Source organism: Sphingopyxis sp. J-6, assembly GCF_046603995.1.
Taxonomy (GTDB): Bacteria; Pseudomonadota; Alphaproteobacteria; order Sphingomonadales; family Sphingomonadaceae; genus Sphingopyxis.
Map to the genome: position 1 here is coordinate 130,545 of NZ_CP145810.1, position 25,151 is coordinate 155,695.

The following is a 25,151-nucleotide window of genomic DNA, read 5'->3' on the forward strand; positions in this document are numbered from 1 at the left end:
TATTATTTGTTTATGGCGGAGGCGCCTAGGCCGGTCGGCAGAGGACGGCTCTCGCATGAAGGATCGCGCATGAAATCGACCAATGTTGCCCGCAACGTCGTGGGGGCGCTCCGCGACATGGGTGTGCGCCACGTCTTCGGCGTGCCGAGCGGCGGCTGGGTCGATTATATGGAGGCGATCCGCACCACCGACGGCATCGACTTCGTGCTCGCGAGCCATGAGGGCGGCGCGGGTTTCATGGCCGATATCTGCGGGCGGCTGACCGGCGTGCCGGGCGTCTGCTTTGGCACCTTCGGCCCCGGCGCGACCAACCTTGCGACCGGCGTCGGCGGCGCGACGCTCGACCGTTCGCCGATGATCGCGCTGACCGACGAAATGCCCGCGGCGCTGCGCGGCCGCACGGTGCAGATGGCGATCGACCACCAGGCGCTGTTCGCGCCGCTGACCAAGGCGACGATGCGGATCGAGGCCGATACGGCGGTCGCGACGCTCGCCGATGCCGCGCGCATCGCGCTCTCGGGCCGCCCGGGCGCGGTGCACGTCGGGCTGCCGCAGGGGATGAGCGCGGTTGCAGTCGAAGCGGCAGTCCTTGGCGCAATCGCCGCCGATCCGGTGCCCGCCCCGGCCGCGACGGATATCGACGCGCTGACCGCAGCCTTCGCTGCCGCCGCGAAACCGGTGCTCGCGATCGGCCTCGGCGCCGTTCACGCCGGGGTACAGGATCGCATCGTGGCGCTCGCCGAGCGTTTCGGCCTGCCGGTGCTGCTGACCCCGATGGCCAAGGGCATGATCGCCGAGGATCATCAGAGCTATGCCGGCGTCCTCTTCCATGCCCTCTCCGACCTGGTCGGCAAGACGCATGCCGAGGCCGATCTGGTCGTCGCGGTCGGTTACGATCCGATCGAGTTCAATTACGAAAGCTGGATGAAGGACGGGCTCGCGCTCGCCAGCATCGACATCGCGCCCGCCGACATCGACCGCGACAAGCATCCGGTCGTCGCCGAGGTCGTCGGGGCCATCGCCCCGGCGCTCGACGCGCTACTGGCGCTTCCCGCCGCGCCGAAGGACTGGGACCTTGCCGCGCTCGCGACACGCAAGGGGGCGATGTTCGCCAAGCTCGCGGGACGCGACGGAAATTTCGGTCCGTGCGCCGCGCTCGACGTGCTGCGCGACGTGCTGCCGGCCGACGGCATCATGACGTGCGACGTCGGCGCGCATACGCATCTCATCGGTCAGCACTGGCGGACGCCGAAACCCGGCACGCAGATCATGACCAACGGCTGGTCGGCGATGGGCTTCGGCCTTCCCGCCGCGATCGCCGCGAAGCTCTGCCGCCCCGATACGCCGGTGTGCTGCGTGCTCGGCGACGGCGGCTTCCTGATGACCGCGGGCGAACTGGCGACCGCGGTGCGCGAGAAGTTGCCGCTGGTGATCGTCATCTTTACCGACAACGATCTCGCGCTGATCCGCATCAAGCAGGAAAAGAAGCAGAACCCGATCTATGGCACGCCCGTTCGCGCCGAAGGAACGATCGGCGGGCCTTCGCTGTTCGGCGTCCCGGTGACGGTCGCGCGCGATCCCGCTGAATTCCGCGCCGCGCTCGAAGCAGGCTTTGCCGCCGGCGGGCCGGTGATCGTCGAGGCGCTGCTCGACAGCCGCGAATATGACGAGCTGGTGCTGCGCAAGGACAAGCCATGATGCACATGGCGTTCGACAGCGGCCGGTCGCTGTTGATCGGCGGCCGCTGGGAAGCGGCCGAGCGGACGATGGAGGTCATAAACCCCTGGTCGGGCGAAGCGCTGGGCGCGGTCGCTTGCGCCGATGCGGGTCATGTCGCGCGTGCAGTGGCGAGCGCCGTGCGCGGCGCCGAAGCGATGCGTGCGCTGGCGACGGGCGAACGCTCGCGCATCCTTCATGCCGCCGCGACGGCGCTCGAGGGCGACGTCGAACGCTTTGCCGCCGCGATCACCGCCGAGACGGGCAAGCCGATCCGCAGCGCGCGGCGCGAGGTGGCGCGCGCGGTCAACACGCTGCGCCTGTCGGCCGAGGAAGCGGTGCGCCTCGCGGGCGAGACGATCGCCTTCGACAGCTTCCCCGGCGGTGAGGCGCGGTCGGGGCATTATGTCTATGAACCCGTCGGCGTCATCGCCGCGATCACCCCGTTCAACGATCCGCTCAACCTCGTCTGCCACAAGCTCGGCCCCGCCTTTGCCGCCGGCAATGCCGTGGTGCTCAAGCCTGCCGAGCAGGCGCCGCTCGTCGCGATCATGCTCGCGCGGCTGCTGCTTGCGGCGGGCCTGCCCGCCGAGGCGCTGTGCCTGCTCACCGGGCGCGGCGGCGATTTCGGCGACGCGCTGACCGCGCATCCCGACGTGGCGATGGTCAGCTTCACCGGCGGCGCGAAGGTCGGCGAAGCGATCTGCCGCGCGGCGGGGATCAAGCGGCTCGCGATGGAACTCGGCGGCAACGGCCCGGTGATCGTGATGGACGACGCCGATATCGAAAAGGCGGCGGCCGCCTGTGTATCGGGTGCGTTCGGCGCAGCGGGGCAGAATTGCATCGGCGTCCAGCGCATTTACGTCCATGACGCTGTCCATGACGCCTTTGCCGATGCGCTGATCGCGGCAACGGCCCGGCTGCGCGTCGGCGATCCGACGGACGGCGAAACCGACATCGGCCCGATGATCGGCGCCGCCGAGGCCGAGCGCATCGCTGCCTGGACCGCCGAGGCGGTCTCGCGCGGCGCGACGCTGCTCGCAGGCGGCGAGCGCGCCGGAACGCTGGTGCGCCCGACCCTGCTGGCCGACGTCGCCAACGATGCGCGCGTCGCCTGCCACGAAGCGTTCGGCCCGGTGGTCAGCCTGTTCCGCTTCACCGATCTCGACGCCGCGATCGACGCCGCGAACCGCGCCGACTATGCGATCCACGCCGCCGTTTTCACCGAATCGCTCCGCACCGCGCGGCGGGTTGCCGGTCAGCTGCGCGTCGCGGGGGTCATGATCAACGATTCGACCGACTATCGGCTCGACGCGATGCCTTTCGGCGGCGCGGGGCGGGGGAATATGGGGCGCGAGGGCGTGCGTTTCGCTGCGCGCGAAATGTCGCAGACGAAGGTAATATGTTTCCATGACGCTTGATACAGCAACGCTCGACCGCGCCGCCTGCGAGGCGATGGACCGCGCCGACCCGCTCGCGCCGCTGCGCGACCGCTTCGACCTGCCGGCCGGGATGATCTATCTCGACGGCAATTCGCTCGGTGCGATGCCCAAGGGGGCCGCAGCGCGCGCACACGAGGTGGTGACGCACGAATGGGGCACCGACCTGATCAAAAGCTGGAACAGCGCGGGCTGGTTCGACCTGCCGATGCGGCTCGGCGACAAGCTCGCGCCGCTGGTCGGTGCGTCGCCCGGCGAGGTCGTGATCTGCGATTCGACGAGCCAGAATCTGTTCAAGGTGCTGTCGGCCGCAGTCGCGCTGCGGCCCGACCGCAGCGTGCTGATCCTCGAAGGCAGCAATTTTCCGACCAACAATTATATCGCCGAGGGCGTCGCCGCGGCGGCCGGCGGCCGCGTTAAGGTCCGGCTGTGCGAGAAGGACGAGATTGCCGGGGCGATCGACGACGAAACGATCGCGGTTGCGATCACCCACGTCCATTACAAGTCGGGCCATGTCCACGATATGGCGGCGATTACTACCCGCGCGCATGAAGCCGGCGCGCTCGCGATCTGGGATCTCTGCCACAGCGCGGGAGCGATGCCGGTCGACCTGGGTGGCGCGGGCGCCGATTTCGCGGTCGGCTGCACCTATAAATATCTGAACGGCGGCCCCGGCTCGCCCGCCTTCCTGTTCGCGGCCAAGCGCCATCAGGGACGGGCGCTGCAACCGGTCACCGGCTGGTGGGGGCATGCCGCGCCCTTCGCGTTCGAACCCGGATACCGGCCGCAGCACGACATCCGCCAGTTCCTCATCGGCACCCAGCCGATCGTGTCGATGGCACTCGTCGAGACCGGTCTCGACATTCACCTCGCGGCCGACATGGCCGCGATCCGCGCCAAGTCGATGGCACTCACCGACCTCTTCATCCGCCTCGTCGAGGCGCGCTGCGCAGGGCACGGCTTCACGCTCGCCTCGCCGCGCGACGCGGCGGCGCGCGGCAGCCAGGTGTCCTTTGCACATGCCGAGGGCTATCCGATCATGCGCGCGCTGATCGCCGCCGACGTGATCGGCGATTTCCGCGCGCCTGACACGGTGCGTTTCGGCTTCACGCCGCTTTATACCGGCTATGCCGATGTATGGGACGCGGTCGACCGGCTCGTCGCGATCATGGACGGCGGCATCTGGAAATTGCCCGAGCATCAGGTCCGCGACGCGGTTACATGAGCGACGGGGGAGGGGACGCAGCGATGGACGAACAGGCCTATATCGATCGCGAGGCGGGGCTCGAACGCGGGCTGACCAAGGCGCAGATCATCATGATCGGCCTCGGCGGCGCGATCGGCACCGGGCTGTTCATGGGATCGGGCATCGCCATCGGCTATGCCGGGCCCGGTGTCCTCGTCAGCTATCTGATCGCCGCGCTGGTCGCGGTGATCATGGTGTTCAGCCTCTCCGAAATGGCGGTCGTCCATCCGACCGCGGGCTCGTTCGGCACCTATGCCGAAATCTACCTCGGCCCGATGATGGGCTTTATCGTGCGTTACACCTACTGGATCCAGCAGGTGCTGCTGATCGGCAGCGAGGCGGTCGCGGTCGGCATCTATATGCGCTGGTGGCTGCCCGATACGCCGGTGTGGATGTGGGCGCTCGGCAGCGCCGCGACCGTCGTCTGGGTCAACACCCGCGCGGTCCACAATTTCGGTTCGGTCGAATATTGGCTGACGGTGATCAAGGTGTCGGCGATCGTCGCCTTCATCGTCGTCGGCCTGAGCCGCATTTTCGGCATCGTCGGTGATCCGGTCGGGCTGCACAATGTCACCGGGCTGCCGGGCGGTTTCCTGCCCAACGGCTTTTCGGGTGTGTGGCTCGCGGTGCTGATGGCGCTGTTTTCGTTCATGGGGCTGGAATTCGTGGTCGGCACCGCCAGCGAGGCGAAGGATCCGAAGACCGCGATCCCCGCCGCGCTGCGCACGATGGCGGGGCGCCTGTTCCTCTTCTACATCCTCGCGCTGTTCATCATCGTCGCCTTCCTGCCGTGGACGCAGTCGGGCGCGAAGGTCGTCACCGAAAGCCCGTTCGTGAAGATGTTCGCGAGCGCGGGCATTCCCTATGCGGCGGGGGTGATGAATTTCGTCGTCGCCTCGGCGGCGCTGTCGGCGATGAACACCAGCATCTATCTGGGCTCGCGCATGCTCTTCTCGCTCGCGCGCGGTGGCTATGCGCCGCGGACGCTCGGCGAACTCAATGCGCAGCATGTGCCGATGCGCGCGACGATCGTCACCGGGATCGGCATCCTTGCCGCCGCGTCGGTGTCGGTCCTGACCCCGCTCGCCTATAATTATCTCTTCGGCATCGTGCTGTTCGGCGGCCTTCTCGTGTGGAGCGCGATCCTCGTCAGCCACCTCCGCTTCCGCGCCCGCCACAAGGCAGTCGACCTCCCCGTCCGCATGCCCTTCTTCCCCTATGCGCAGCTATTGGGGCTGGCGCTGCTCGCCGCGATCACCGTCACCATGGCGATCGACGCCGACTGGCAGGTCGCGGTGTTCGCCGGCGTGCCGTGGCTGGTCCTGATTACCGCGGCCTATTTCGTCTGGCGGCGCATGGCGCGGGGTTCGGCGGCTCAGGCCTGATCCTGCCCCAGTTCGGCGCGGATTTCGGCCGCGACCTCGCCGACCACGTCCATGAAATAGGCGGCCGCTGCCGACAGCTCGACATTGGCGTGCATCGTCGCGCCGATCCGCGAGCCCGCACCCTCCAGCGCCACCGGCAAGGCAACCAGCCCGGCCTGGCTCAGCCCGACCTGATGCGGCATCGCGGCGAGCATGTCGGTGCTCACCAGCAACGCATGGTTGGTCAGGATCGACACCGATTCGATGACGTCGAGCGGCGGCTCCAGATCCTCGTGGCGAAAGGCCTGATCGATCTGGCGGCGGAGCGAGGTCTGGTTCGGCGGCATCACCCACGCCTGTTCGACAAGGTCGGCGAGCGTCAGCGACGCGCGTTCGGTGAGCGGGTGCCCCGCGCGCACCATGATCGACACGGTGTCGAGATAAAGCACCTCCTGCCGCAGCCCCTCGCGCTCGCGATATTCGGGCAAGCGGCCGAGCACCACGTCGATGTCGCCGGTGCGCAGCCCGGGCATAAGCCGGTCGATCGTCCCCTCGGCGACCGTCACCGCGATCCCCGGCCGCCGCTCGCGCAGCCGCGCCAGCGCGCGCGGCAGCAGCGAGGTCGAGGCGGCGAGCAGCGTTCCGACATGGACGCGCCCCGACAGGCCTTCCTCGAGCGACTGGAGTTCCTCGCTCGCGTGGCGAAGCTGCGCAAGGATCAGCTTGGCATGCTTGATCATCACCTTGCCGAAATCGGTCGGCGTCACGCCGCGCGACGAGCGCTCGAAAAGCTGGACGCCCAGCGCGTCCTCCAGCTCCTTGATGCTCTTTGTCGCCGCCGGCTGCGCGATATTGAGCGCCTGTGACCCCTTCAGCACCGTGCCTTCGTCGGCGATCGCCGTGAGCAGGCGAAGCTGGCGCAGCTTCAGCCGACTCAGCAGAAAATTCTCGTGAAACTTCGGCATGATACACCCTCCGCAGCCTTCGACGTTCGGCACCGGCCCGCTCCCCCACCCGGCCTCCCATAGGCGACTATCGTGTGGGAGGCCGGGTGGGGGAGCGGGCCGGTACCGGTTCCGGCGAGATATATCCTTTTTGTAATAGCTGGGGCAAGTCTCTGGATTATTGTTGATAGCTGCGCCTCGTTACTCAACCTCATGGCCCGCGCGCATCTGCGACCCGCGGGATGACCGACGGGACAGGGGTGCGGCGACGATCATGACTGGAAATGGTGCGAAACAGGCGGCTGTGATCGACATGCACAGCCACTTCTTCCCGGCGATGGATGCCGCCTATCGCGCGCGTGCCGAAGCCGAGGGGCTGCCCTGGCTGCGCGACGGCGGCGACGGCACGGGCTTCATCATGCAGGGCGCGAAGGAGTTCCGCCCGGTCGACGACATCCTCTGGGACCCGGCGCGGCGTGTCGAGGCGCTCGACGAGCAGGGTATCGACCTCCAGATCATCTGCGCAACGCCGATCATGTTCGGTTACAGCCGCCCCGCGCAGCAGGCGCTCGAATGCGCCGAGCGCTTCAACGACGCCGCGCTCGATTTCTGCGCCCATGCGCCCGAGCGGATGAAGCCGCTTGCGCAGGTGCCGTTGCAGGACATCGACCTGTCATGCCGCGAGGTCAGCCGGGCGATGGAAAGCGGCCATCTCGGCGTCCAGATCGGCAATCACATGGGGCTGCGCAATCTCGACGACGAAGGCATATTGACCTTCCTCACCCATTGCGCCGAGGTCGGCGCCGCGGTGCTCGTCCATCCGTGGGACATGATGGCGCGCGAACGCATGCCCAAATATATGCTGCCCTGGCTCGTCGCGATGCCGGCCGAGACGCAGCTCTCGATCCTCTCGCTGATCCTGTCGGGCGCGTTCGAAAGGCTGCCGAGGAATCTCCGCATCTGCTTCGGCCATGGCGGCGGCAGCTTTGCCTTCCTGCTCGGCCGGGTCGAAAATGCTTGGAAATATCGCGACATCGTCCGCGTCGACTGCCCCAATCCGCCCTCGACCTATGTCGACCGTTTCTTCGTCGATTCGGCGGTGTTCGACCCGCGGGCGCTCACCCTGCTGGTCGAGGTGATGGGCGAGGACCGCATCCTCCTCGGCTCCGACCACCCCTTTCCGCTCGGCGAGCAGGACATCGGGGCGCTGGTACGCGACCATGACGGGCTGTCGGCGGCGCAGAAGGCGAAGATCCTCAGCGGCAATTCGCGGACCTTCCTCAATCTGTAGTTGTCGCGGGTGTCGGCTTTTGGGGTGAGAGCCTTCCATTAGGCTGCGGATAGGACAGCGTCTCCAAGGCCGCTCGCAACCGCTGCTTCAAGTTGCTCGCGAAATCGATCAAGATCGCCGTACCTCGCGTGAAACTGGGATTGGCACCGATTCCAATCGTTACCAAAATCCTGCAAAGCAACCTGCACCGACAGCGCGCCCACAGAGTTGATGGGCTCGATGCGCAGTGCAATGCATCCACCATACCAACACCCATCAATAGGGTTTTCGGCGGCGATAGGGTAAACCTTCAAAGCGGCGACTAGATTGGCAAACTCGTCTGGCGGGCACCAATAAAAGCAGGTGCCTTTGAAGTCGCCAGTATCGAGAGACGCGACCAGTCGTGATTCACCATCATCATCTACTGCGAAAGAGAGCGAGAATGTGTTCATCGGTGCACGTTACTCACTTTAGCCTTTATCGGCCATCGGTCGTAACCAACCATCTGCACATGTTAACAAACGAAAAGGCCGCCGGAACACAGCTCCGGCGGCCTTCGCATGTCAGGACGCGAACAATCGTCACGCCGTCGGCGGTACGCCCTTGAAGCTTTCGGTGCCCGCCCAGCCGCGTTCGGACACGTCGACCATCACATTCTCGGGGCCCGCCATCTTGTATTCGGCGTTGTCCTTGGCGGGATTCTTGCCGAGCCCCTGCGCCAGATTGACGTCGTGGCGCGGTGCATAGCCCGAATTTTCGAAGCGCTCGACGACCGCGTTGATGTCGTCGCACTGAAAGCCGATGTGGTGCAGCCCGGTATAACCTTCGGGAAATTCCATCCCGGCGGCGGGGCGGTTCTTGAAGCACAGCAGCGCGATATTGATGTGGCCGTCGGTGACATAATAGCCGCGCGCGTTGCGGCTATCGATCTTGCCGGCGACGGTCCAGCCGAGGACGTCGGTGAAGAAGCCGACCGAATTGTCGGGGTCGGCGGACGCGATCGCCACATGGCGGAGGCGGGTGGTCATTGGTGAGGCCTTTCTATGTTCCGATGCGAATGGGACTGACGAGGTCGTTCAACGCCGCGACGATGCTTTGCGCGGTGATCCGGCCGGTGCCGGGATTCTCGACGGTGGGAATATTCTCGATCGACAGTTCGAAGCGCGCGCTGTCCGAATCGACAATGATGCGGTGCGTATTGCGTTCGAGCGCGGGGTCGGCCCAGATCTCGAGCTGCGTCCGCGCGGGACCGACGCCGGCCATGCCGAGCGCCGCGGCGACGTTGACGTTGGCGGGAAAGGCGATCGCACCTTCGAGCGCGCTGCCCGCGAAGATTTTCAGCGGTTCGGTCAGGCCGGTGAGGTCGATGTTGTGGCGCACGACATGCTCGGCCTTGACCAGCGACTTCACCGGCTTGCGCGTCACCATCGTCACCGAATGGATCGTGCCGACCGCGGCGGCGCGCACCGCGTCGAGCCCGAGCAAGGCGCCGGTGGCGAGGATGATACGGCCGCCGTGCGCGCGCGCGATGTCGGTCGCCTCGGGCCATTGCATCAGCGCCGCGCCGCTCACCGTCACCAGCGTCTTGCCCGCGCTGAGCGTTGCGGTGGCGATGTCGCGGAACGCCGCGGTCGGCGCGCTGTCGACGATGACGTCGGACAGGGCGACGAGTTCGGCGGTATCGACGATCGGCACCGGCCTTTCGAGCGCGGCCATCGCGGCCGCCGCGCGTCCCCGGTCGCCGGCGGAAACCGCCGCCAGCGTCAGCGGCAGCTCGCTCGCTTCGATATGGCGCGCGACGACGCGGCCGATGGTGCCGAATCCGGCAATGCCCACTTTTGTCATGTCTGCCGCGCTACGGCGTCTTTTATATATTGGAAAATAGTCTTTGGCGGGCCTTCTATCTGCAAATCGATATAGCCCGGGCTTTCGGATCAGATATATATTTTTGATTATAAATAGGCGCTGTTTCTATCTTTGACGGCATATGCAGCACGCCGCACAAGTCGGGCTGACCTTTTGGGGGAAGTCGATGCCCGATGTGCTGAACGGAGAGATGCTGACGCTCGCGGCGATGATGCTGGTGACGGGCGCCGTCGGCGGCGTGATCGCCGGCATGCTCGGCGTCGGCGGCGGCATCGTCATCGTGCCGGTGCTCGATCTCGTCCTCGCCTCGTTCGGCATCGACGGCGATGTCCGCATGCACGTCACCGTCGCGACCTCGCTCGCGACGATCATCCCCACCGCCATCTCGTCCTCGCGCGCCCATGAAGCGAAGGGTGCGGTCGATCACGATCAGCTCAAACGCTGGGCCATCGCGATCTTCCTCGGTGCGATCGCCGGCGTTGTGCTGGCCAGCCGCGTGTCGGGCGATGTCCTGTCGGCGGTGTTCGGGATCGTCGCGCTGCTCGTCGCGATCAAGATGCTGCTGCCGCTTGAAGGCAAACATATCGCCGACGCGGTCCCGGGCGGCGCGGCGGGGCAGGTCATTCCGTTCGCGATCGGCGGCATTTCCAGCATGATGGGGATCGGCGGCGGCACGCTCAGCGTCCCCGTGATGACCTTGTTCAACGTCCCCATCCATCGCGCGATCGGTACCGCGGCGCTGTTCGGCCTGCTGATCAGCGCGCCCGCGACCGTCGCCTTCGTCGTTGCCGGCTGGCATGTCGAAGATCTGCCGCCCGGCAGCCTTGGCTATGTCAATCTGATCGGGCTCGCGATCATCGCGCCGGTGTCCTACCTCACCGCGCCGTGGGGCGCGCGGATCGCCCATGCATTGTCGAAGCGGCAGCTCAGCCTGCTGTTCGGCCTGTTCCTCACCATCGTCGCGGTGCGCATGCTGCTCCGGGCCTTCGGGTGAGCCGCGATGCCGCCTCCTATAAGAAAATCGGCCCGCCCTATGCGCAACGCATATTGGATCGCCGCGCCGCGCTCGCGCAGATCGGGGGCGCCATGGCGCTCGGCTGCGCGGCCCCGGCGCTCGCCCGTCCCACCGCAAAGAAAGAGAGACGCATGACCTGGTTTGCCCTTGCCACCCGCGCCACCCCCGAAGGTCCGCGCGCGACGATCCGGGTCGGCGATGCCTTCCACGACCTGCACGATGCCGCCGCGAAACTGGGTTTCGCCGCCGTCGCAGGCGACGTCACCGCGATCGTCCGCGACTGGGATGCGCGCCGCGACGGCCTGTTCGCGCTCGCCCGGGCGCTCGGCGCGGGATCGGGAACGGTCGCCGCGCCGCAGCTCGCGGCGCCGTTCGAGCCGCGCCGTATCTTCGCCGCCGCATCGAACTTCATCGAACATGCCGAGGAAATGCAGACCAAGCTCGCCGCCAAGGCCGAGAGCGAGCCCTATATCTTCCTCAAGACCGTCGAGAGCGTCGTCGGCCCCGGCGCGACCGTGGTTGTCCCGCCGCAGGTGTCGCGTCCCGACTGGGAGGTCGAACTCGGCGTCGTGCTCGGCCGCGCGGGCAAGAATGTCGCCGCCGCCGACGCGCATGACCTGATCGCGGGTTACACGATCGTCAACGACGTGTCGGCGCGCGACCGCACCCGCCGCACTGACTTTCCCTTCTCGCACGACTGGTTCCGCGGCAAGAGCTTCGACAGCTTCACGCCATTGGGCCCGGTGTTCGTGCCGCGCGACTGCCTCGGCGATCCGCACGACATCCGCCTCGGGCTCAAGGTCAATGGCGAGGCGATGCAGGACGGCAATACGTCCGAGATGATCTTTAACATCTACGAACAGATCGCCTATCTTTCGACGATCCTCGAACTCAAGGCGGGCGACCTCATCGCCTCGGGCACCCCCGCCGGGGTCGGCATGGGGCGCGGGGTGTTCCTGAAGGACGGCGATGTCATGGCGGCGTGGGTCGACGGCATTGGCGAGCTGGCGAACCCCGTTTCCGCGCCGCACCTGCCGCGGAGCTGAGCGATGGTCGCTTTCCATCGCCGCTCGCTGATCGTTCCGCTGATCGTCGTCGCGGCGATCGCCGCGCTCACCCTGTGGAGTGCGTTCGGCGGCAACGCGCCGAAGACCGCCGCGACCGAGGGTGCGCGTACCGTCCGCTTCAACATGGCATGGCTGCCGCAGGGCAGCATGGCGGGCATCTTCGTCGCGATCGACAGGGGCTATTTCGCCGAGGCCGGGCTCGCTGTCGAGCCGGTGCGCGGCTTCGGCGGCATGCGCACCGCGAACGAGCTCGATCAGGGCATGTTCGAATTCGCCTATATCGACCCGCTGTCGGTCGCGCTCAACCGCTCGAAGGGGGGCGGCGTCCGCATGGTCGGCGGCATCAACATGCAGCTTCCGGCCGGCGCGTGCTTCGTCAAGGAGCGCCACAAGATCGCGAAGCCCGCCGACCTCGCCGGCCTGCGCTTCGGCGCCGGGCAAAGCTCGATGATCCAGGCTTTGCTCCCGGCGTGGCTCAAGGCCAATGGCGTCGATCCGGCGCAAGTCGAGCAGATCCAGCTCGACCCCGCGATCGTCGTCTCGTCGCTGGTCGAAGGGCGGACCGATGCCGCCGAATGCTGGCTCGGCAATTCGATGGCGCTGTTCGACAAGGCAGCGAAGGCAAAGGGCGTGACGATCGGGCGGATCGGCTACGCCGATTTCGGGCTCGACGTCTACGGCAGCGGCTTCGCGACGCAGGACGCGCTGATCGAGAAAGACCCCGATCTGGTGCGCGCCTTCCTCAAGGCCGCCTATCGCGGCTATGCCGACGCGGCGCGCGATCCGAAGGCGGCGCTCGCGATCATCCGAAAATCCTATCCGCTGCTCGACGAGGCGGTGACCGAACGCCAGATCCGCGAGACCGCGGCGCTGATGGCGGCCGAGGGCGGATCGCACCGCCTGAAACCCGAAAAGGTCGAGCGCACCGTCACCTATCTGCAGGCGAGCGGCCAGCTGCAGGGTTTCGACCAGGCGCCGCAGCTTTTCACCAATAGCTTCATCCCGATGGGGAACCAGCCATGACCGATCCCGCCTCCTACCGGCCGCGCCCGACGCGGCTCGGCCACCTCGTGCTCAAGGTGCGCGACATCGACCGCAGCCTCGCTTTCTATACCGAGGTTGTCGGGCTGGAGGTCTCGGACTGGATCGATCATCATATGGTCTTCCTGCGCGCCGGCGAGGATCATCACGACCTCGCGCTGCTCCAGTTGCCGCCGGGGCACAGTGCCATTCCCGAGGGGCATTATCCCGCGGTCGAGCATTTCTCATACCGCCTCGAAACGCTGGCCGAGATGGAGCAAGTCGCCGCCATGCTCGTCGCGCGCGGCATCACCATCGACCGCGGCATCGGCAAGCACGGCCCGGGAGCGAACAGCTTCCTCGTCTTCCGCGATCCCGACGGCAACAATGTCGAATTCTACACCGACATGACGCAGATCACCGCCGAACAGCCCTATGAAGCGTCGGTGTGGGACGGCAAGGACCTCGAAACCTTCGACCGCTGGCACCTCGAGCGCTTCCTCGTGCCGCCGCCCGCGCGCATCCTCGCCTTGCTCGACAAGGAAGGTGACGCATGAGCCGGTTATTGAGCCGCGACGCCGCGATCAGCATCGCCTTCTTCGCGGCGCTCGGGCTCGCATGGGAATATGGCGTCCGCTGGTCGGGGGTGCAGTCCTATCTGCTGCCGCCGCCGAGCGCGATCCTCGGCGAATTGTGGCAATCGCGCGGGCCGATCCTGTCGCAAAGCCTCGTCACGCTGACCGAAGTCTTCTGGGGCTTCATCATCGCGGTCGCGCTCGGCGTTCCCGTCGCGACGCTGATCTATTTCTCGCGCACCGCGAAACGCACCGTCTATCCGTTGTTCGTCGCGTTGCAGAGCATCCCCAAGATCGGGCTCGCGCCGCTGATCGTCGTCTGGTTCGGCTACGGGCTGACGTCGAAGCTGATCATGGCCTTCCTCTTCGCCTTCTTCCCGATCATCATCGCGACCTTGGGCGGGCTGGCGAGCACCCCGGCGCATCTCGAGGAGCATTTCCGGGCGCTGCGCGCGACGCCGATGCAGGGCTTCTGGCGCCTCCGCGTCCCCGCCGCGCTGCCGAGCTTCCTCGACGGCTGCAAGGTCGCGATGCCGCTCGCGGTGATCGGTGCGGTCGTCGGCGAATTCGTCGGCTCGAACGACGGGCTCGGCAACCTCATCCTGACCGCCTCGGGCTCCGGGCATACGACATTGACCTTCGCCGCGCTGATCGCGGTGACCCTCCTGTCGCTCCTCCTCTTCTACGGCGTCGCCTATTGGGAACGCTTCATCTGGTGGCGGGCAGCATGAGCGCGGTGATCTCCATGGCCGGCGCCGGCAAGGCGTTCGACGGCCGCAAGGTGCTGCACAATGTCAGCGCCGAAATCGGCGCCGCCGAATTCGTCTCGGTGCTCGGCCCCTCGGGGTGCGGCAAGAGCACGCTGCTCCGCCTGATAGCTGGGCTCGAGCCCTTCGACGACGGCGGCATATTGTTCAACGGCGCGGTGGTGCAGGCACCGTCACCCGACATGGGCTTCGTCTTCCAGACTTCGAACCTGCTGCCCTGGCTCAATGTCCGCGACAATCTGCTGCTCGGCGTCGATCTCGACCCGGCAGCGAAGCGTCCCGACCCTGCGGCGCTGGCCGAGCTGGTCGAGACATTGGGGCTGACGGGGTTCGAGGACAGCCATCCGCACCAGCTTTCGGGCGGCATGCGGCACCGCGTCGCAATCGGACAGGCGCTGGCGCGCGGGCCGCAGGTGCTGCTGATGGACGAGCCGTTCGGGGCGCTCGACGCGTTGACGCGCGACCGGCTCAACATGGAACTGCTGCGCATCTGGCAGCGCGACCGCAAGACGGTGCTGCTCGTCACCCACAGCATTTCGGAAGCCGTGCTGCTCTCCGACCGCGTGCTCGTGATGTCGGAGCGGCCGGGAACGATTATCGAGGATGTCCGCATCGACCTGCCGCGCCCGCGCGATCCCAGCACGACGCGCGAGGATCCGGCATTCGGCGACTATGTCGTGCGGCTCAGCAAATTGATGGGGGTATCGTGATGGACAGCGGGATGCTGGCAACGGCGGGCGCCGAAATCTACTGGCAGGCGCATGGGGCGGGCCCGGCGGTCGTGCTCGCGCACGGCATCGGCGGCAATCATGCGATCTGGTACCGCCAGCTCGATGCGCTGTCGCGTTCGAACCGCGTCATCACCTTCGACCATCGCGGCTTCGGCCTCTCGCGCGATCATGACGGGCGCGGCCGCGACGCCTTCGTCGACGATCTGGCCGCGCTGCTCGATTATCTCGACGAGGCGAAAGTCGCGCTGGTCGGCCAGTCGATGGGGGCGGGAACCTGCATCGGTCTCGCGCACCGTGCGCCCGACCGCGTCGCGGCGCTCGCGATCTGCGACAGTCTGCACGGCATCGTCGAGAGCGGCGACGTAAAGGCAATCATGGACGCGGCGCGGGCGAAGACCGCCACCCTGTCGCAGGTCGAGCGCGTGCTCGGCGCTGGCACTGCGCCCGAACTCGCGGCGCTCTACCGCCAGATCGCGAGCTTCAACGCCGCCGACCGCCACAGCCTGACCGGCCGCTTCGAGGCGCGCCCCGCCGCCGAACTCGGCGGCAAGGGCTTCCCGATCCTCTTCCTGTCGGGCGTCGACGATATCCTCTTTCCGATCGAGGCGGTGCGGCTTGTGCAGGCCGAGGTGCCGGGCTCCTTCCTTGTCGAGGTCAATGACGCGGGCCATTCGGCCTTCCTCGAAGCGTCGACCCAGTTCAACGACACGATCCTGTCGCTGCTCCAGATGGCGGGCCATGTCGGCAAGGCGGGCGCCGCGCACAGCAATGCGGCGGGCTATGTCCCGGTCGGGGGTGCGGGATGACCGGCACCGCCTATCCATTCGCGGAACGCCCGGTGCTGAACTATGTCGACGGCGCCTTCGTCGAGGGCGAGCGCTGGTTCGACAATGTGAACCCCGTCGACGGCAGCGTCGCCGGGCGCGTGTCGCAGGCGAGTCGCGACCTTGTCGACCGCGCCGTCGCCGCCGGGCGCGCGGCGCTCAAGGGGCCGTGGGGCAAGATGTCGCAGGCCGAGCGCTGCAAATTGCTCGTCCGCATCGCCGAGGGGATCGAGGCGCGCTTCGACGAATTCGCCGCGGCCGAAATCGCCGACACCGGCAAGTCGCTGCATCAGGCGCGGACGATCGACATTCCGCGCGGCGCCGCCAATTTCCGCGCCTTCGCCGCGCTCGCCGAGGCGCGCGCGATGCCGAGTTTTCGTACCGACCTTGCCGACGGACGCAGCGCGATCAACTATGCGATCGCGCGCCCGCTCGGTGTCGTCGCGATCGTCTCGCCGTGGAACCTGCCGCTGCTGTTGATGACGTGGAAGGTCGCACCCGCGCTGGCGTGCGGCAATGTCGTTGTCGTCAAGCCGAGCGAGGAGACGCCCTCGACCGCGACCTTGCTCGCCGAGGTGATGGACGCGGCGGGCGTGCCGCCGGGCGTGTTCAACCTCGTCCACGGTTTCGGCGCGGAATCGACCGGCGAGTGGCTCACCGCCAACCCCGATATCGATGCGATCACCTTTACCGGCGAGTCCGCGACCGGCGGCGCGATCATGCGCGTCGCGGCGGCGGGGGTGAAACCCGTTTCGTTCGAACTCGGCGGCAAGAATGCCGCGCTCGTCTTCGCCGACTGCGATTTCGACGAAGCCGTCGCGGGGACGGTGCGCTCGGTCTTTTCGAACTGCGGGCAGGTGTGCCTGTGCACCGAGCGCGTCTATGTCGAGCGGCCGATCTTCGAGCGCTTCGTCGCCGCGCTCGCCGAACGCGCGAAGGCGCTGACCGTCGGCGATCCTTGGTCGGGCGCCGACATGGGGCCGCTGATCTCGCACGGCCATCGCGAGAAAGTGCTCTCCTATTATGCGCTGGCGCGTGAGGAAGGCGCGACGGTCGTCGCGGGCGGCGGGGTGCCCGAACTGGGCGGCGCGCTCGCGGGCGGGGCGTTCGTCGAACCGACGATCCTCACCGGGCTCGGGCCCGATGCGCGCTGCGTGCGCGAGGAGATTTTCGGCCCCGTCTGCCACATCGCACCCTTCGACAGCGAGGAGGAAGCGGTCGAGCTTGCCAATGACACCGACTATGGCCTTGCCGCCGCGATCTGGACGCGCGACGTCGGCCGCGCGCACCGCGTCGCGGCAGAGATGGAAACCGGCATCGTCTGGGTCAACGAATGGTTCCTGCGCGACCTGCGCACCCCGTTCGGCGGCATGAAGCTGTCGGGCATCGGGCGCGAGGGCGGCGAACATTCGCTGGGCTTCTATTCCGAACCGACCAATATCTGCGTGAAACTCTAAGAGGATAATATGGCCGACATTGCCGCCATCGCCGCAAGACTCGACGAAGCCGCCATCGGCGCCCGCGCAATCGCGCAAATCACCGGGCAGGAAGGCGAATTGTCGCTCGCCGACGCCTATGCCATCCAGCGGGCGGCGATCGACCGGCGCCTCGCGCGCGGCGCGACGCTTGTCGGGGTGAAGATGGGCTTCACCAGCGAAGCCAAGATGGTCCAGATGGGGCTCAAGGACCAGATCTGGGGCCGGCTGACCTCCGACATGGTCGTCACCAACGGCGCCGCGATCGAACGCGCGCGCTTCATCCACCCGCGCGTCGAGCCCGAGGTCGCGGTGCGGCTGAAGGCGCCCCTGACGGGCGAAGTGACGCGCGACGAGGCGCTCGCGGCCATCGATGCGGTCGCCGCGGCGCTCGAGATCATCGACAGCCGCTACGAAAATTTCCGCTTCGCGCTCGGCGATGTCGTCGCCGATAATGCGTCGTCGTCGGCTTTCGTCACCGGACCGTGGCTAGCCGCCGACACCGATATCGCCGATGTCGCGATGGTGATGCGCGTCGATGGCGAGGTGGCCGAGACCGGGACCAGCGCCGCGATCCTCGGCGATCCGGTCCGCTCGCTCGTCGCGGCGGCGCGGCTCGCGGGCGCGGCGGGACTCACGCTCCAGCCGGGCTGGACGGTGATGCTCGGCGGCGCGACCGCGGCGGCGGCGATCGGCGATGCGCGCAGCGTGTCGCTCGACGCCGGCCATCTCGGCCGCGTCGGCTTCACGATCGCGGGAGGGGCGGCATGAGCGGCGACAGCAAGGGCAGGGTAATCCCCGGCAAGGCGCGCCCGCGCGGCCGTTTTCCGCATTATCGCCGCGCCGGCGATTTCGTCTTCGTCTCGGGCACCAGCTCGCGCCGCGCCGACAACAGCTTTGCGGGCGCCTCGGCCGACGAATATGGCACCGTCAGCCTCGACATCGCCGAACAGACGCGCGCGGTGATCGAGAATATCGGCGCGATCCTCGCCGACGCCGGCGGCTCGCTCGCCGACGTCGTCGATGTGACGAGCTTCCTCGTCAACATGAACGACTTCGGCGGCTACAACGCCGTCTATGCCGAATATTTCGACGAAGCGGGCCCCGCGCGGACGACCGTCGCGGTGCACCAGCTTCCGCACCCGCATCTGCTGATCGAGATCAAGGCGACCGCCTTCATCCCGCGCGCCGCCACGAAAGGATAGCGCCATGCTGACCTATGGATTGCCCTTCAACTTCCGCGAATGGATCGAGGCGCACCGCGATGTGCTCAAGCCCCCGGTCGGCAATACGCAGATCTGGGAGGATGCCGATTTCATCGTCACCGTCGTCGGCGGCCCCAATCAGCGCACCGACTATCATGTCGACCCGCTCGAGGAGTTTTTCTACCAGATCGAGGGCGACATGAACCTGCGCCTGTGGACCGACGAGGGCCCCAAGGACATGCCGATCCGCGAGGGCGACATCTTCCTGCTGCCGCCGCGCGTTCCGCATTCGCCGCAGCGCCCGGTCGCGGGGAGCGTCGGGCTGGTGATCGAACGCAAGCGCCCCGACGGGCTGATCGATGCCTTCCAATGGTATTGCGACGATTGCGGCCACATCGTCCACCGCGTCGAGGTCCAACTCCAGAGCATCGTCCGCGACCTGCCGCCGCTGTTCGAGGCTTTTTACGCGAGCGAGGCGCTGCGCACCTGCGGCAACTGCGGCACCGTCCATCCGGGCAAAGCGCAATGACCGCCACCCACGAAGCCGTCGCCCGCCGCCTCCGCGATGCCTATGCGGGCGCGGTGGTCGCGCCGCTGCGCGATGCGCTGGAGCCGACCGATGCCGCGGGCGCCTATGCGGTGCAGACGATCAACACGCGCTATTGGGAAGCGCAGGGGCGCCGGATCGTCGGGCGCAAGGCGGGCTTGACCGCCAAGGCGGTGCAGACGCAGCTCGGCGTCGACCAGCCCGACTTCGGCGTGCTATTCGACGACATGCGCGTCGCCGACGGCGGAAAGCTCGACCCGGCGCGGACGATCCAGCCGAAGGCGGAGGCCGAGATCGCCTTCATTCTCGGCGCCGGCCTGCCCGACCCCGATACTACCCCCGAACAGGCCGCGGCGGCGGTGGCAAGCGTCCACGCCGCGATCGAGGTGGTCGACAGCCGGATCGCCGACTGGAAGATCAGCTTTGCCGACACGGTGGCGGACAATGGCTCGTCGGCCTTCTTCGTGCTCGCCGACGACGGCTTGCCGCTCGCCGGGCTCGACCTCGAAGGCGCGGCGATGGAGATGTCGGTCAACGGCGCGGTCGCCTCGACCGGCGTCGGCGCCGCGGCGCTCGGCAATCCTCTGAACGCCGCCGCCTGGCTCGCCCAGACGCTGGCGACGCGCGGCGAGCCGCTGCAGGCGGGCGATATCCTGCTCGCAGGGGCGCTCGGACCGATGGTCGCGCTGACGCCGGGCGACCATGTCGAGGCGCGCATCGCCGGCATCGGCACCTGCAGCTTTACGTACAAGGCATAGCGAAATGGCGAAAACCAAAGTCGCGATCATCGGCTCGGGCAATATCGGCACCGACCTGATGATCAAGATCATGCGCCTGTCGGAGGTGCTGGAGATGGGGGCTTTCGTCGGGATCGATCCCGAAAGCGACGGGCTCAAACGCGCCGAACGGCTGGGCGTGCCGGTTACCGCGGGCGGGCTCGACGGCCTGATCGCGCTGCCCGGCTTTGCCGATATCGCGATCGTGTTCGATGCGACCTCGGCAGGCGCCCATAAGCACCATAGCGAGGTCTTGATCGCGCACGGCAAGCGCGTCGTCGACCTGACGCCGGCGGCGATCGGTCCCTACACGATCCCGCCGGTGAACGGCGACGCGCACCTCGATAGCCCCAACGTAAATATGGTGACCTGCGGCGGGCAGGCGACGATCCCGATCGTTGCCGCGGTGAACCGCGTCGCCAAGGTGCATTATGGCGAGATCGTCGCGTCGATCGCCTCGAAGAGTGCGGGGCCCGGCACCCGCGCCAACATCGACGAGTTCACCGAGACGACGAGCCGGGCGATCGCCGAGGTCGGCGGCGCGACGCGCGGCAAGGCGATCATCGTCCTCAATCCGGCCGAACCGCCGCTGATCATGCGCGACACCGTCTATTGCCTCTGCGACGACGCCGACCGCGACGCGATTGCGCAGAGCGTCGAGGATATGGTGGCCGAAGTGCAGGCCTATGTTCCCGGCTACCGGCTTAAACAGGCGGTGCAGTTCGAAAGCATCGGCAGCAACGCACCGCTGCATATCCCCGAAATGGACGGCAGCTTCACCGGCCTGAAGGTCAGCGTCTTCCTCGAGGTCGAGGGCGCGGCGCATTACCTCCCGGCCTATGCGGGCAATCTCGACATCATGACCTCGGCGGCGCTCAAGACGGCCGAGAAGATCGCGCTCCGCATGAACGAAGGAGTGGCCGCATGAGCTTCGATCCGACGACCACCAAACTCTATATCCAGGACGTCACGCTGCGCGACGGCATGCACGCGATCCGTCACCAATATGGTCTCGGCCATGTGCAGGCGATCGCGCGGGCGCTCGACCGCGCGAAGGTCGACGCGATCGAGGTCGCGCACGGCGACGGGCTGCAAGGGTCGAGCTTCAACTACGGCTTCGGCGCCCACACCGACTGGGACTGGATCGGCGCGGTCGCCGAGGTGCTCGAACATAGCGTGCTGACGACGCTGTTGCTCCCCGGCATCGGTACCATCCACGACCTCAAACATGCTTATGAGATGGGCGTGCGTTCGGTCCGCATCGCGACGCACTGCACCGAGGCCGATGTCGCGAAACAGCATATCGAGTTCGCACGCGGCATCGGCATGGACGTCTCGGGCTTCCTGATGATGAGCCATATATCGGAGCCCGAACCGCTCGCGCAGCAGGCCAAGCTGATGGAAAGCTATGGCGCGCATTGCGTTTACGTCACCGACAGCGGCGGCGCGCTGACGATGGATCAATATGCGGCGCGGCTGCAGGCCTATGACCGGGTGCTGAAGCCCGAGACCCAGCGCGGCGTCCACGCGCACCACAACCTCAGCCTCGGGGTTGCGAACAGCATCGTCGCCGTACAGAATGGCGCGGTGCGGGTTGACGCGAGCCTCGCCGGGATGGGCGCGGGCGCGGGGAATGCGCCACTCGAAGTGTTTATCGCTGCGGCCGACGTGCATGGCTGGAACCATGGCTGCGACCTTTACGCGCTGATGGATGCGGCCGAGGACCTCGTCCGCCCGCTGCAGGACCGCCCGGTGCGCGTCGACCGCGAGACGCTGACGCTGGGATATGCCGGGGTCTACTCCAGCTTCCTTCGCCATGCCGAAAAGGCGGCGGCCGAGCATGGCCTCGACACCCGCGCCATCCTCGTCGAACTCGGCCGCCGCAAGATGGTCGGAGGGCAGGAAGATATGATCGTCGACGTTGCGCTCGACATGCTGAAGCAATAGCCGCCGATCGGCCGCCGGTTCAGGGCGCGATGGCCAGCCCGTCGCCGTTCTTGCCCGCACCGATCCGCCGCAGCACCGCGCCGCTCGCGACATCGATCTCGGCGATCTTGTCGTGCCCCGTCTCGGCGGCATAGAGGCGCGTCGAATCGCCGCTGAACAGCAAGGTCACCTGCCCCGCGGCGGCGTCGCCCGACACCTTGATCTTGCGCAGCAACGCGCGCGTTTCAGCGTCGAACAGGCTGATCGTGCCGCTCGCGATATTGCTCGTCGCAATGAGCTTGCCGTCGGGGCTCGCCAATACGCGGATCGCCACCGGGTCGACTGGCTGCTCGGCGATCTTTTCGCTCGTCGCCGTATCCCACACTGATACCCGCGGGGCATCGAGGTCGCCGACCCACAGTTCGCGCCCGCCCTTCGCCAGCGCCAGCCCCTCGGGCTTGCCGCCGATGGTCAGGTCGCGCAGCTTCTTTCCATCCTGCAAATCGAGCACGCTCACCGTCCCCGATCCGATATTGGCGACATAGGCGGTGCGGTTGTCGGGCGCGACGGCAACCATGTGCGACCCTTTCTGTCCCGTCGAAATCGCGGTGACCGTGCCGTCGGGCGCGACCACCGCGACCGACTCGCTGCCTTCGGTCGTCGCGACGAGCCGCCCGTCGGACAGCCACAGCAGTCCGTGCGGCCGCTGGTTCGGGCTGAGGTCGATCGTCTTCAGCTTCGTCCGCGCCGCGACGTCGAAAATGTCGATCGTCGTCCCGCCATAGGCAACCACCGCCGCCTGCTTGCCGTCGGGCGAGATCGCAATCTCGTGCGGCATCTTGCCCGTCGGTAGCCGCGCGAGTTCTTCGCCCGACGCCAGCGCGATGACGCTCAGCGTGTCCTCGCTCTTGTTGCCGACCAGCAAGGTCTCGGCCGCCGCGGGCGTCATCGGCAACAACAACGGGCAAAGCAGGAGGGCAAGGACACGGCGCATGGCAGGACTCCGGTTGGGCCGGTCCAGCCTACCGTGCCGCGCCGTTCAGGCAAGCGCCGATGCATGACGTTTTGTTAACTGGGCTCGGCCCGCCGGCCGCCATAGCCCTCGCCGCGGCGGCATGTTGCGCCGTCGTCAAAAAGGGGAGGGAAGCATGGGGCTGCCAGCCATCGATATCAACGCCTTGCCGCTGCTCGACACCGCGGTCGGCCTGTTCGGCTCGCTTGTCGCGCAGACGAAGCCGGGCTCGTCGACGTTCGAGGTGACCGTCACCGTCGTCCTGATCATCTACGACTGAAAAAAGGGGCGCGGGCGGTCCCGGTTCCGCCCGCGCCACCTTTGGGCCGCAACTGCATGACCCCTTCCCGCCACGACCATTTTCCCGCCGCCGACCTGCCGCGCCGCCAGCGCATGCGCGCTGCCGCCACCGCGCTCGCCGGGCGCTGGCAGGCGGAGGACGAGGCGCCGGGCGGGCTCCTCGCCGCGATACGCATCGCCGGGGACCTACCGCCCGATGCGGCGCTCGCCACGCTGGCCCCCTGGCTCGACGACGCCGGCTGGCTCGGCGCGCGGCTCGACGCCGCGCTGGCCCTCCTCGCCGCCGACCCCTTCGCCCGCCCGCCGCTCCGTCCCGTCGGCGGCGGCGCGCTTGCCGGCATATTGCTCGCCGAAGCCGGGAATATCCGCGTCACCCTGCTCGTTCGCCCGTTCGAGGCACAGGGCGCGAGCGAGACCGGCGATGCAGCGCTGGCGCTGTTCGCACCGGGCCGCGCGCGCCTCCGCGTCCTCCACGCCGGCGGCGCTGCCATCGAGATGCACGACGTCGCGGTGAGCGCGGCAGAGGAGGCGGGCGGCTTCACTGCCCGTGCTGCCAGTTCCTGCATCACCGCGCCGCCGCGCCGCCTTGTCGCGGGCGAGGTGCTGATGCTCGACACCGCGCGGCAGGCGATATCGCTGACGGGCGGGGATGGCGACGTGCTGATGCTCGAAATCGCGGTCCAGCCGCCGTCGCCGCTTCCGGTGCGCGCCTATGACGTCGCGAGCGGCGGTCTCGCGCATGTGTCGGCCTCGCGCCGCGACAGCAGCTTTCGCGGCATGGCGCTCGCGCTGCTTCGCAGCCTCGGGCGCCGCGATGCCGCGCCGCTGTTCGCCGCCGAAACGCGGGGGGAGGATTTCGCCGCGCGCTGGACCGCGATGCGCGAACTGGTCGCGCTCGACCCCGCCGCCGCGCAGCCGCTGCTCGCGGTAATGGCGACAGCGGACCCGCATCCCGAGGTCCGCCGTGCCGCTGCGGCGACCCTCGCGCTCTTCGCACCGGAACCCGCGCCATGCCCCGCCTGATCGACCCGCCCGCCGGTCCCGCCTATGACCTCGAAGAGGTCGCCGCGCGCCTCGACGAGAGCGGCGTCGATCTCGCCGACGAAGCCAGCCTCGCGTGCTGCGCCGCGTTGCTCGCGGGACTGCAACGCAATCGCAGCTTCCTCGCCGACCGGGTGATCGCCGAACTCAAGGCGAGCTACCGCGACCAGCTCGAAACCAACCGCTATTCGGCGCAGGTTTTCCTCCTCCACCGCAGTCCGCGCGGCTATTTCCTCCGCGCCAACCTCTGGCCCGCCGAGCGCGACGCCGCTTACAGCGCCAGCGGCCCGGCCGCCTTCGCCTACGGTCTGCCGCACGACCATAATTTCCACTTCCTGACCACCGGCTATTGGGGCCCCGGCTATGTCAGCGACTATTATGACTATGACCCCGAAACCGTCGACGGTCGTCTCGGCGAGCCGCTGAACCTGCAATTCGTCGAGCGCAGCAGCCTAAGCGAAAGCAAGATGATGCTCTATCGCGCCCACCGCGACATCCACAGCCAGCTCCCGCCCGATAGCCTGTCGATCAGCCTCAACATTATGGACGAGGGCGAACATATCCCCTGGCGCGACCAGTATATCGTCGACCTCGAAGCGGGCACCATCGCCCGCCGCCCGACGCTGACCCCCGCCGAAATGCTTATCCGGTGCGCGGTGCATTTGACGGAGAACGGCCGCGACATCGCCGAGCAATTCGCGAAGGCGCACCCGGTGCCGCGGGTGCGCGCGAACGCCATCGCCGCGCTGGCGGCGATAGAGGAAGACGCGGACAGGGCTGCGGTTCTGGAGCGCGGGATGCGTGATGCGGACGCGCGGGTCAGCGATGATTGTAGGCGGTGGCTGGCGACTTGATTCCTCGACGAAGCAAGTGCGGGTGGCGGCCGCAGAAAGGTGAATGAACTCCTTTCCTACATTCTCCCGCCATGCCAGCCTTCCGCCTCTGGCTCTTTGAATCGTCCAAATCTGTTACCCCGCCGCCCGCGCGAAACATCGCGTCGGCGTACGACCTTTGCGGTCTTTCGC

Annotated in this window: 27 protein-coding genes; 22 read left to right on the forward strand and 5 right to left on the reverse strand. The window is 67.4% G+C overall.

The features are described 5' to 3' along the window. Positions 1-69: 69 nt before the first annotated feature. Genes V6U71_RS00675 through V6U71_RS00690 form a run of 4 tightly spaced genes read left to right on the forward strand, consistent with a single transcriptional unit; the run spans position 70 to position 5,786 of the window. Positions 70-1,698 (forward strand): thiamine pyrophosphate-binding protein, encoded by a 1,629-nt coding sequence (locus V6U71_RS00675; RefSeq protein ID WP_411340520.1) that lies wholly within the window; start codon positions 70-72, stop codon positions 1,696-1,698. Next, positions 1,695-3,137: an aldehyde dehydrogenase family protein gene (locus V6U71_RS00680; protein WP_411340521.1), complete on the forward strand. Its 1,443-nt coding sequence runs from the start codon at positions 1,695-1,697 to the stop codon at positions 3,135-3,137. The genes V6U71_RS00675 and V6U71_RS00680 overlap by 4 nt, the downstream gene beginning before the upstream one ends. Beyond that, on the forward strand, positions 3,127-4,380 hold the full coding sequence (kynU, locus tag V6U71_RS00685; protein WP_411340522.1) for a kynureninase: 1,254 nt from the start codon (positions 3,127-3,129) through the stop codon (positions 4,378-4,380). The genes V6U71_RS00680 and kynU overlap by 11 nt, the downstream gene beginning before the upstream one ends. Beyond that, positions 4,377-5,786, forward strand: a complete 1,410-nt coding sequence (locus tag V6U71_RS00690; protein ID WP_411340523.1) for an amino acid permease — start codon at positions 4,377-4,379, stop codon at positions 5,784-5,786. The genes kynU and V6U71_RS00690 overlap by 4 nt, the downstream gene beginning before the upstream one ends. Here the strand turns inward: V6U71_RS00690 and V6U71_RS00695 are convergent. Continuing rightward, positions 5,777-6,730 carry a LysR family transcriptional regulator gene (locus V6U71_RS00695; RefSeq protein WP_411340524.1) on the reverse strand — a complete coding sequence of 318 codons (954 nt, stop codon included), beginning with the start codon at positions 6,728-6,730 and terminating at the stop codon, positions 5,777-5,779. The two genes, V6U71_RS00690 and V6U71_RS00695, sit on opposite strands and share 10 nt — an antisense overlap. A 253-nt stretch (positions 6,731-6,983) precedes the next feature. Between V6U71_RS00695 and V6U71_RS00700 the strand changes: the two genes are divergently transcribed. Then, positions 6,984-8,000, forward strand: coding sequence for an amidohydrolase family protein (locus V6U71_RS00700; protein ID WP_411340525.1), 1,017 nt, complete (start codon positions 6,984-6,986; stop codon positions 7,998-8,000). A 38-nt stretch (positions 8,001-8,038) separates the two neighbouring features. Here V6U71_RS00700 and V6U71_RS00705 read toward each other — a convergent pair whose 3' ends face one another. From V6U71_RS00705 to V6U71_RS00715, 3 genes are all read right to left on the reverse strand, one after another. After that, positions 8,039-8,431, reverse strand: a complete 393-nt coding sequence (locus V6U71_RS00705) for a hypothetical protein (RefSeq protein WP_411340526.1) — start codon at positions 8,429-8,431, stop codon at positions 8,039-8,041. 129 nt (positions 8,432-8,560) lie between these two features. Further along, entirely contained in the window at positions 8,561-9,007 is a 447-nt protein-coding gene (locus V6U71_RS00710; protein ID WP_411340527.1) for a VOC family protein, read from the reverse strand. A 13-nt stretch (positions 9,008-9,020) separates the two neighbouring features. Further along, positions 9,021-9,824 carry an aspartate dehydrogenase gene (locus V6U71_RS00715; protein ID WP_411340528.1) on the reverse strand — a complete coding sequence of 268 codons (804 nt, stop codon included), beginning with the start codon at positions 9,822-9,824 and terminating at the stop codon, positions 9,021-9,023. Between the two features lie 187 nt (positions 9,825-10,011). Between V6U71_RS00715 and V6U71_RS00720 the strand changes: the two genes are divergently transcribed. The 14 genes from V6U71_RS00720 (at position 10,012) to dmpG (ending at position 21,794) form a co-directional block, all read left to right on the forward strand. Beyond that, entirely contained in the window at positions 10,012-10,839 is an 828-nt protein-coding gene (locus tag V6U71_RS00720; protein ID WP_411340529.1) for a sulfite exporter TauE/SafE family protein, read from the forward strand. A 152-nt stretch (positions 10,840-10,991) separates the two neighbouring features. Beyond that, positions 10,992-11,906, forward strand: a complete 915-nt coding sequence (locus V6U71_RS00725) for a fumarylacetoacetate hydrolase family protein (RefSeq protein WP_411340530.1) — start codon at positions 10,992-10,994, stop codon at positions 11,904-11,906. A 3-nt stretch (positions 11,907-11,909) separates the two neighbouring features. Then, on the forward strand, positions 11,910-12,950 hold the full coding sequence (locus V6U71_RS00730; protein ID WP_411340531.1) for an ABC transporter substrate-binding protein: 1,041 nt from the start codon (positions 11,910-11,912) through the stop codon (positions 12,948-12,950). Beyond that, entirely contained in the window at positions 12,947-13,504 is a 558-nt protein-coding gene (locus V6U71_RS00735; protein WP_411340532.1) for a VOC family protein, read from the forward strand. Before V6U71_RS00730 ends, V6U71_RS00735 begins: the two co-directional genes overlap by 4 nt. Beyond that, complete coding sequence (locus tag V6U71_RS00740) at positions 13,501-14,253, forward strand: ABC transporter permease (protein ID WP_411340533.1); 753 nt, start codon at positions 13,501-13,503, stop codon at positions 14,251-14,253. The genes V6U71_RS00735 and V6U71_RS00740 overlap by 4 nt, the downstream gene beginning before the upstream one ends. Further along, complete coding sequence (locus V6U71_RS00745) at positions 14,250-14,999, forward strand: ABC transporter ATP-binding protein (RefSeq protein WP_411340534.1); 750 nt, start codon at positions 14,250-14,252, stop codon at positions 14,997-14,999. Before V6U71_RS00740 ends, V6U71_RS00745 begins: the two co-directional genes overlap by 4 nt. After that, entirely contained in the window at positions 14,999-15,826 is an 828-nt protein-coding gene (locus tag V6U71_RS00750) for an alpha/beta fold hydrolase (RefSeq protein WP_411340535.1), read from the forward strand. Before V6U71_RS00745 ends, V6U71_RS00750 begins: the two co-directional genes overlap by 1 nt. Next, positions 15,823-17,301, forward strand: coding sequence for a 2-hydroxymuconic semialdehyde dehydrogenase (locus V6U71_RS00755; RefSeq protein WP_411340536.1), 1,479 nt, complete (start codon positions 15,823-15,825; stop codon positions 17,299-17,301). Before V6U71_RS00750 ends, V6U71_RS00755 begins: the two co-directional genes overlap by 4 nt. A 9-nt stretch (positions 17,302-17,310) precedes the next feature. Beyond that, complete coding sequence (locus V6U71_RS00760; protein ID WP_411340537.1) at positions 17,311-18,090, forward strand: 2-keto-4-pentenoate hydratase; 780 nt, start codon at positions 17,311-17,313, stop codon at positions 18,088-18,090. Further along, a complete protein-coding gene (locus V6U71_RS00765) occupies positions 18,087-18,524 on the forward strand; it encodes a RidA family protein (RefSeq protein ID WP_411340538.1) in 438 nt (145 codons plus the stop codon). The genes V6U71_RS00760 and V6U71_RS00765 overlap by 4 nt, the downstream gene beginning before the upstream one ends. A gap of 4 nt (positions 18,525-18,528) precedes the next feature. Further along, positions 18,529-19,053: a 3-hydroxyanthranilate 3,4-dioxygenase gene (locus V6U71_RS00770; protein WP_411340539.1), complete on the forward strand. Its 525-nt coding sequence runs from the start codon at positions 18,529-18,531 to the stop codon at positions 19,051-19,053. Further along, complete coding sequence (locus V6U71_RS00775) at positions 19,050-19,829, forward strand: 2-keto-4-pentenoate hydratase (RefSeq protein WP_411340540.1); 780 nt, start codon at positions 19,050-19,052, stop codon at positions 19,827-19,829. Before V6U71_RS00770 ends, V6U71_RS00775 begins: the two co-directional genes overlap by 4 nt. 4 nt (positions 19,830-19,833) lie before the next feature. Next, positions 19,834-20,775 carry an acetaldehyde dehydrogenase (acetylating) gene (locus V6U71_RS00780; protein ID WP_411340541.1) on the forward strand — a complete coding sequence of 314 codons (942 nt, stop codon included), beginning with the start codon at positions 19,834-19,836 and terminating at the stop codon, positions 20,773-20,775. Further along, positions 20,772-21,794, forward strand: a complete 1,023-nt coding sequence (gene dmpG, locus V6U71_RS00785) for a 4-hydroxy-2-oxovalerate aldolase (protein ID WP_411340542.1) — start codon at positions 20,772-20,774, stop codon at positions 21,792-21,794. Before V6U71_RS00780 ends, dmpG begins: the two co-directional genes overlap by 4 nt. 19 nt (positions 21,795-21,813) lie before the next feature. Here dmpG and V6U71_RS00790 read toward each other — a convergent pair whose 3' ends face one another. Continuing rightward, on the reverse strand, positions 21,814-22,767 hold the full coding sequence (locus V6U71_RS00790) for a beta-propeller fold lactonase family protein (RefSeq protein WP_411340543.1): 954 nt from the start codon (positions 22,765-22,767) through the stop codon (positions 21,814-21,816). Positions 22,768-22,921: 154 nt separating this feature from the next. Here V6U71_RS00790 and V6U71_RS00795 point away from each other — a divergent pair, with 154 nt between their 5' ends. From V6U71_RS00795 to V6U71_RS00805, 3 genes are read left to right on the forward strand one after another with little or no spacing between them, the layout of a single operon-like run. Further along, entirely contained in the window at positions 22,922-23,065 is a 144-nt protein-coding gene (locus V6U71_RS00795; RefSeq protein ID WP_156343986.1) for a hypothetical protein, read from the forward strand. 56 nt (positions 23,066-23,121) lie between these two features. After that, the gene (locus V6U71_RS00800; RefSeq protein ID WP_411340544.1) at positions 23,122-24,108 is read left to right on the forward strand and encodes a hypothetical protein; all 987 of its coding nucleotides are present in this window, start codon (positions 23,122-23,124) and stop codon (positions 24,106-24,108) included. Then, positions 24,096-24,980: a transposase gene (locus V6U71_RS00805; RefSeq protein WP_411340545.1), complete on the forward strand. Its 885-nt coding sequence runs from the start codon at positions 24,096-24,098 to the stop codon at positions 24,978-24,980. Before V6U71_RS00800 ends, V6U71_RS00805 begins: the two co-directional genes overlap by 13 nt. Positions 24,981-25,151 lie beyond the last annotated feature (171 nt).

Excerpts from the sequence above, each read along its gene's own strand:
- V6U71_RS00675 (WP_411340520.1), top strand. The coding sequence starts at position 70 with ATGAAATCGACCAATGTTGCCCGCAACGTCGTGGGGGCGCTCCGCGAC.
- V6U71_RS00680 (WP_411340521.1), top strand. The coding sequence starts at position 1,695 with ATGATGCACATGGCGTTCGACAGCGGCCGGTCGCTGTTGATCGGCGGC.
- kynU (WP_411340522.1), top strand. The coding sequence starts at position 3,127 with ATGACGCTTGATACAGCAACGCTCGACCGCGCCGCCTGCGAGGCGATG.
- V6U71_RS00690 (WP_411340523.1), top strand. The coding sequence starts at position 4,377 with ATGAGCGACGGGGGAGGGGACGCAGCGATGGACGAACAGGCCTATATC.
- V6U71_RS00695 (WP_411340524.1), bottom strand. The coding sequence starts at position 6,730 with ATGCCGAAGTTTCACGAGAATTTTCTGCTGAGTCGGCTGAAGCTGCGC.
- V6U71_RS00700 (WP_411340525.1), top strand. The coding sequence starts at position 6,984 with ATGACTGGAAATGGTGCGAAACAGGCGGCTGTGATCGACATGCACAGC.
- V6U71_RS00705 (WP_411340526.1), bottom strand. The coding sequence starts at position 8,431 with ATGAACACATTCTCGCTCTCTTTCGCAGTAGATGATGATGGTGAATCA.
- V6U71_RS00710 (WP_411340527.1), bottom strand. The coding sequence starts at position 9,007 with ATGACCACCCGCCTCCGCCATGTGGCGATCGCGTCCGCCGACCCCGAC.
- V6U71_RS00715 (WP_411340528.1), bottom strand. The coding sequence starts at position 9,824 with ATGACAAAAGTGGGCATTGCCGGATTCGGCACCATCGGCCGCGTCGTC.
- V6U71_RS00720 (WP_411340529.1), top strand. The coding sequence starts at position 10,012 with ATGCCCGATGTGCTGAACGGAGAGATGCTGACGCTCGCGGCGATGATG.
- V6U71_RS00725 (WP_411340530.1), top strand. The coding sequence starts at position 10,992 with ATGACCTGGTTTGCCCTTGCCACCCGCGCCACCCCCGAAGGTCCGCGC.
- V6U71_RS00730 (WP_411340531.1), top strand. The coding sequence starts at position 11,910 with ATGGTCGCTTTCCATCGCCGCTCGCTGATCGTTCCGCTGATCGTCGTC.
- V6U71_RS00735 (WP_411340532.1), top strand. The coding sequence starts at position 12,947 with ATGACCGATCCCGCCTCCTACCGGCCGCGCCCGACGCGGCTCGGCCAC.
- V6U71_RS00740 (WP_411340533.1), top strand. The coding sequence starts at position 13,501 with ATGAGCCGGTTATTGAGCCGCGACGCCGCGATCAGCATCGCCTTCTTC.
- V6U71_RS00745 (WP_411340534.1), top strand. The coding sequence starts at position 14,250 with ATGAGCGCGGTGATCTCCATGGCCGGCGCCGGCAAGGCGTTCGACGGC.
- V6U71_RS00750 (WP_411340535.1), top strand. The coding sequence starts at position 14,999 with ATGGACAGCGGGATGCTGGCAACGGCGGGCGCCGAAATCTACTGGCAG.
- V6U71_RS00755 (WP_411340536.1), top strand. The coding sequence starts at position 15,823 with ATGACCGGCACCGCCTATCCATTCGCGGAACGCCCGGTGCTGAACTAT.
- V6U71_RS00760 (WP_411340537.1), top strand. The coding sequence starts at position 17,311 with ATGGCCGACATTGCCGCCATCGCCGCAAGACTCGACGAAGCCGCCATC.
- V6U71_RS00765 (WP_411340538.1), top strand. The coding sequence starts at position 18,087 with ATGAGCGGCGACAGCAAGGGCAGGGTAATCCCCGGCAAGGCGCGCCCG.
- V6U71_RS00770 (WP_411340539.1), top strand. The coding sequence starts at position 18,529 with ATGCTGACCTATGGATTGCCCTTCAACTTCCGCGAATGGATCGAGGCG.
- V6U71_RS00775 (WP_411340540.1), top strand. The coding sequence starts at position 19,050 with ATGACCGCCACCCACGAAGCCGTCGCCCGCCGCCTCCGCGATGCCTAT.
- V6U71_RS00780 (WP_411340541.1), top strand. The coding sequence starts at position 19,834 with ATGGCGAAAACCAAAGTCGCGATCATCGGCTCGGGCAATATCGGCACC.
- dmpG (WP_411340542.1), top strand. The coding sequence starts at position 20,772 with ATGAGCTTCGATCCGACGACCACCAAACTCTATATCCAGGACGTCACG.
- V6U71_RS00790 (WP_411340543.1), bottom strand. The coding sequence starts at position 22,767 with ATGCGCCGTGTCCTTGCCCTCCTGCTTTGCCCGTTGTTGTTGCCGATG.
- V6U71_RS00795 (WP_156343986.1), top strand. The coding sequence starts at position 22,922 with ATGGGGCTGCCAGCCATCGATATCAACGCCTTGCCGCTGCTCGACACC.
- V6U71_RS00800 (WP_411340544.1), top strand. The coding sequence starts at position 23,122 with ATGACCCCTTCCCGCCACGACCATTTTCCCGCCGCCGACCTGCCGCGC.
- V6U71_RS00805 (WP_411340545.1), top strand. The coding sequence starts at position 24,096 with ATGCCCCGCCTGATCGACCCGCCCGCCGGTCCCGCCTATGACCTCGAA.